The organism is Roseateles sp. P5_E11 (assembly GCF_054049355.1).
Map to the genome: position 1 here is coordinate 1 of NZ_JBFUMO010000426.1, position 5,204 is coordinate 5,204.

Here is a 5,204-nt window from a genome sequence, read left to right on the forward strand (position 1 = left end):
GCTGTGGTCGCTTGCACAACCCAACCGCTGTGGTCGCTTGCACAACCCAACCTATACCGCGTGCGCGCGACGCTGCGCGACGGCGCGAAGGAACTCGACCGCTCCGAAACGCAGACCGGCTTCCGGTCCATCCGCTTCGACGCGGACCGCGGCTTCTTCCTCAACGACCAATCGGTCAAGCTGCAGGGCGTCTGCGTTCACCAGGACCACGCCGGTGTCGGTGTTGCCGTGCCCGAGGCCATCTGGGAGTTCCGGCTGCGCCGCCTCAAGGAGATGGGCACCAACGCGATCCGCTTCTCGCACAACGCGCCGGCGGCCGAGGTGCTGGACATCGCCGACCGCCTGGGCCTGCTCGTCATGGACGAGAACCGCAACTTCAACCCCTCGCCCGACTACCTGAAGCAGCTGACGTGGATGGTGCGGCGCGACCGCAATCACCCGAGCGTGATCCTGTGGTCCATCTTCAACGAGGAGCCGCTGCAGAGCACCGAGCCCGGCTACGAGATGGCACGCCGCATGGTTTCTGAGATCAAGAAGCTTGACCCGACGCGGCCCGTGACCGGCGCCATGCACGGCGGCCTGTTTACCGACCTGAACGCGGCGGATGCACTCGACGTCGTCGGCGTGAACTACCAGATCAGCGCCTACGACCCKTATCACAAGAAGCACCCGAAGCGCCCGATGACGAGCACCGAGGACACCGCGGCCTACATGACGCGTGGCGAGTTCGCCAGCGACCGCGCCGGCCAGGTGTTCGGCAGCTACGACGACGAGCCTTCGTCCTGGGGCAACACGCACCGCCAGGCCTGGCGCGCCATCGGCGAGCGGCCGTTCATCGCCGGCAGCTTCATCTGGACCGGCATCGACTACCGCGGCGAACCCACGCCGTACGAGTGGCCCAGCGTCGGCTCCTTCTTCGGCGCGATGGACCTGGCCGGGTTCGCCAAGACGGCGTTCTGGGTCCACCAGGCCCAGTGGGTCAAGGATCGCCCGGTCGTCAAGCTGGTGCCGCACTGGAACTGGGCCGGCCGTGAAGGCCAGGCCGTGCACGTCATGGTCGCCAGCAATGCGCCGCGCGTGCGGCTGCTGCTCAACGGCACGGCCGTCGGCGAGCAGGATGTCGACCCCTACGAAATGGCGCATTTCAAGGTGGCCTATGCCCCGGGACGCATCGAGGCCGTGGCCCTGCGAGATGGCAAGGAGATCGCACGCGACGCTGTCGAGACCAGCGGAGCGCCCGCTCGCCTCGTGCTGACGCCGGACCGCAAGACGCTGGCTGGCGACGGGCTGGATGCCATGCCGGTGACGGTCAGCGTCGTCGACGCCCAAGGGCGGCCAGTGCCGACGGCGAACGCCCTCGTGCGCTTCGAGATCGATGGCCAGGCGAGCATCATTGGCGTCGGCAACGGCGACCCGAACTCCCACGAGCCCGACAAGGCCAGCGAGCGCAGCCTGTTCAACGGCCTGGCCCAACTCATCGTGCAGGGCCGGCGCGATGGCCGCGGTGAGCTGAAGCTGCGCGCCGTCGCCGAGGGCCTGCAGGCCGCGGAAGTCGCGCTGACGCTGCAGCCAGCCGCCACACCGCCAAACGTGCCGACGGCCGAGCCGACGACGCCGCTGTTGAGCTGGCGCGTCTCTCCGTCCTATGCATCGYGACCCGACCCCAATGTCGTGCTGGCCGAGACCGACATGAACTCCTGGGGTTGGGACGAGCCGCCGATGCGCCGCGGCGCGGAGCCACAGGCCTTCCGTCTCTACCGCAGCAGTGTGCCGGTGCGTGCGGATCGCAACGACGGCCGCGCACAACTCGTCTTCGGCAGCATCGCTGGCAAGGCCGAGGTCTGGGTGGACGGCGTCAAGCTGGGCGAGAAGAACACCGTCGAGCCCGCACAATTTGCCGTGACCCTGCCCCAGGGCGGGCCGCGCCGCCAGGTGACCGTGCTGGTCGAAGCCGCGCCGGGCCAGCCCTCGGGACTGTGGGGTCGCGTGGTGCTCGAGCCAGGGGTACGCTGAACCGGCGCCACTCGCTCACCCACGGCATTTCCGATGGCCGCGTTCCGGGCGGGCGTGGCGTCGCCGACCACATCGAACGGGAATTCCTGCCTTGAACGTGAACCTTCGCGCGCCGCTGGCGCTCTGCCTGGCCTGCATCCTGAGTCTTGCCGGCTGTAGCACGTCGTCGCTTAGCCCCATCGCGCAGCAGCAACAGTCCGCTGAGATCGACACCCAGGCCATACAGCTGAACCAGGTGGGCTATCTGCCCGAGAGCGCGAAATGGGCAGTGCTGCGCGACGTGCCCGCCAGCAGCTTTGCGCTGGTCGACGCAGTGACTGGACAAGAAGTCTGGCGCGGCCCGCTGCGCAGCGCGCAACGCTGGGAGGCGGCGCAGGAGGTGCTGCACCTGGCCGACTTCTCTGCCTGGCGTCAGCCCGGCCGATACCGGCTGAAGGTTGCAGGGCTTGCGCCTTCTGCTCCTTTCGTCATCGCGGCAGACGCCTATGTGGCGCTCAATGCCGCCGCGCTCAAGTTCTTCTACTACAACCGCGCCAGCATCGCCCTCGATCCTGTCCACGCGGGTGTCTGGGCGAGGCCCGCAGGTCATCCGGACGACCGCGTGCTTGTTCATGCGTCAGCCGCTGGCCCTGGCCGGCCTGAGGGCACCGTCTTCTCAGCGCCAAAGGGTTGGTATGACGCTGGCGACTACAACAAGTACATCGTCAACTCCGGCATCACCGTCTACACGCTGCTGGCGGCCTATGAACATTTCCCGGCCTTCTTCGATGCGCAGCGCCTGACCATCCCCGAGAGCGGCAACGGCCTGCCGGACGTTCTCGATGAAGCACTGTGGAACCTGGAGTGGATGCTATCCATGCAGGATCCGGTCGATGGCGGCGTCTATCACAAGCTCACCGACAAAGGCTTTGACGGCATCGTGATGCCCCATGAGGCCCGGCACGACCGCTATGTCGTGATGAAGGCGACAGCGGCCACACTCGACTTCGCCGCCGTCATGGCACAGGCCAGCCGCGTATTCGCGGCGTTCGAGGCGCAGCGCCCGGGGTTGTCGGCACGCATGATGACCGCCTCCAAGCGTGCCTGGGACTGGGCCAAAGCGCATCCCGACGTCATCTACCGCCAGCCGGCCGATATCCACACCGGCGGTTATGACGACAACCAACTGGCTGACGAACTTGCCTGGGCCGCCGCAGAGCTCTACATCAGCACACGCGAGGACGGCTACTGGCACGCGTTCAAGCAAGCCGTGCCGCGCATCGAGATTCCGGGCTGGAGCAGCGTCGGGGCGCTGGCATGGGTAAGCCTCGCCCAGCATCGCGACCGATTGACCCCGGTAGCGGACCGCAGGCTCATCGAGGGCCAGATCAGGTCCTTGGCCACCGCGCTCGCCGAGCGTTGGGATCGATCGCCCTATCGCCTGGCCATGCAGACCGAGGACTTCATCTGGGGCAGCAATGCCGTGGCCCTGAACCAGGCCTTGATGCTCATTCAGGGATACCGCCTCGACAGTGACCGCCGCATGCTTGACGCCGCACAGTCGGCGCTTGACTTTGTCCTCGGGCGGCACCCCAGCGGATATGCCATGGTGACCGGCTTCGGAACGCGCTCGCCGCTGCATCCGCACCACCGTCCGTCTGGCGCGATGCCGCGACAGCCGCCGGTACCCGGCATGATCGTCGGCGGCCCGAACCCCGGCTCGGGCGACGATTGCCCCGGCGCCTATCCTTCCAAGGTGCCGGCCAAGGCCTACCTCGACGCCTTGTGCAGCTACACCACCAACGAGATCGCGATCAACTGGAACGCACCGCTGGTGTACGTATCAGCGGCCGTTCAAACGCTGACTCCCAAGCCATGAGTCACAAGCCGCGCATCGCACAAACGACAAACCCGGCTCAAGGCCGGGTCTGACGATTCGGATTGGTGGGCGGTGCAGGTTTCGAACCTGCGACCCCCACAGTGTGAATGTGGTGCTCTACCCCTGAGCTAACCGCCCAATCCTGAAAACTGAATCCACCGCAACTCCAAGAGTCTTGGTGGGCGGTGCAGGTTTCGAACCTGCGACCCCCACAGTGTGAATGTGGTGCTCTACCCCTGAGCTAACCGCCCCGAAAGCGAATCTCGACTTCCGCGAAGCCCGCGATTATGCCATGGGTTGAGCGGGCTCCAGCACTCGCCACTTGCAGGCGCCACCGGCGGCCTTGTCGAGGTCGGCAAGCAATTTCTCATGCGCCGCGGCCTCGGCTTCGCTGGCGTGCAGCACCGGCAGCACGAAGCGGCACAGGTCCACGGCCTCGATGGCGGCGTGGCTGTCGCCGCTGGCGTTGTCGCCATGCTCGTCCATCAACAGCGCGTCCTGGCCACGCGTCAGGCGGATGTAGACGTCGGCCAGCAGTTCGGCGTCCAGCAGCGCGCCGTGCAGCACGCGCTTGGTGTTGTCGACCTCGAGACGGCGGCACAACGCGTCCAGCGAATTGGCCTTGCCGGGAAAGAGGTCGCGCGCCATCAGCAGCGTGTCGCGCACGCCGCCCACATGGTCGGTCAGCACGCCGCGCTTCAGGCGCTTGAGCTCGGCATTGATGAAGCCGATGTCAAACGGCGCGTTGTGAATGACCAGCTCGGCGCCGGCCAGGAAGGCCAGCAGTTGGTCGACGATCTCGGCGAACTTGGGCTTKTCCGACAGGAAGGCCTCGGTCAGCCCGTGCACCCGCAGCGCGTCCTCGTGGCTGGCGCGCTCCGGGTTGATGTAGAGGTGCAGGTGGTTGCCGGTGAGCTGGCGGTTGACCATTTCGACGCAGCCGACCTCGATGACGCGGTCGCCCTTGTCGGCCTCCAGGCCGGTGGTTTCGGTGTCGAAGAAGATCTGTCTCATGTCAACCTTGGACCGGCCTTTGATTGCGCTTGGTGGCCCAGGCAAAGATGGCGGCACCAACGATGACCATTGGCAGGCTCAGCCACTGCCCCTGGCTCCAGCTCAGCGCGCGCAGGCCGAGGAAGTCATCGGGCTCACGGAAGTATTCGGCCACGAAGCGCAGCGCGCCATAGCCCATCATGAAGACGCCGGAGATCTGCCCGGTCGCGCGTGGCTTGCGGGCATAGAGCCACAGGATGATGAAAAGCAGCAGGCCTTCGCCCGCTGCCTGGTAGAGCTGGGAAGGATGGCGGGCAATGCCGCCGTCATTGGCCTGGGG

The 5,204-nt window shown here is 66.5% G+C and carries 4 protein-coding genes and 2 tRNA genes; 2 read left to right on the forward strand and 4 right to left on the reverse strand.

From position 1 onward, the window contains the following. Positions 1 to 2,013, forward strand: a 2,013-nt coding sequence (locus ACXJKR_RS23725; protein WP_457324906.1) for a glycoside hydrolase family 2 TIM barrel-domain containing protein, incomplete at its 5' end; no start/stop codon positions are given. Between the two features lie 205 nt (positions 2,014 to 2,218). After that, entirely contained in the window at positions 2,219 to 3,871 is a 1,653-nt protein-coding gene (locus tag ACXJKR_RS23730; RefSeq protein ID WP_457324909.1) for a glycoside hydrolase family 9 protein, read from the forward strand. A gap of 63 nt (positions 3,872 to 3,934) precedes the next feature. Here ACXJKR_RS23730 and ACXJKR_RS23735 read toward each other — a convergent pair. The 4 genes from ACXJKR_RS23735 to ACXJKR_RS23750 all read right to left on the reverse strand — a co-directional run. Further along, positions 3,935 to 4,009, reverse strand: a tRNA-Val gene (locus tag ACXJKR_RS23735). Between the two features lie 38 nt (positions 4,010 to 4,047). Continuing rightward, positions 4,048 to 4,122 (reverse strand) — tRNA-Val (locus ACXJKR_RS23740). 34 nt (positions 4,123 to 4,156) lie between these two features. Next, positions 4,157 to 4,885 carry a DNA polymerase III subunit epsilon gene (gene dnaQ, locus ACXJKR_RS23745; protein ID WP_457324907.1) on the reverse strand — a complete coding sequence of 243 codons (729 nt, stop codon included), beginning with the start codon at positions 4,883 to 4,885 and terminating at the stop codon, positions 4,157 to 4,159. A gap of 1 nt (position 4,886) precedes the next feature. Further along, a partial coding sequence (locus ACXJKR_RS23750; RefSeq protein WP_457324908.1) for a prolipoprotein diacylglyceryl transferase occupies positions 4,887 to 5,204 on the reverse strand: 318 nt, incomplete at its 5' end.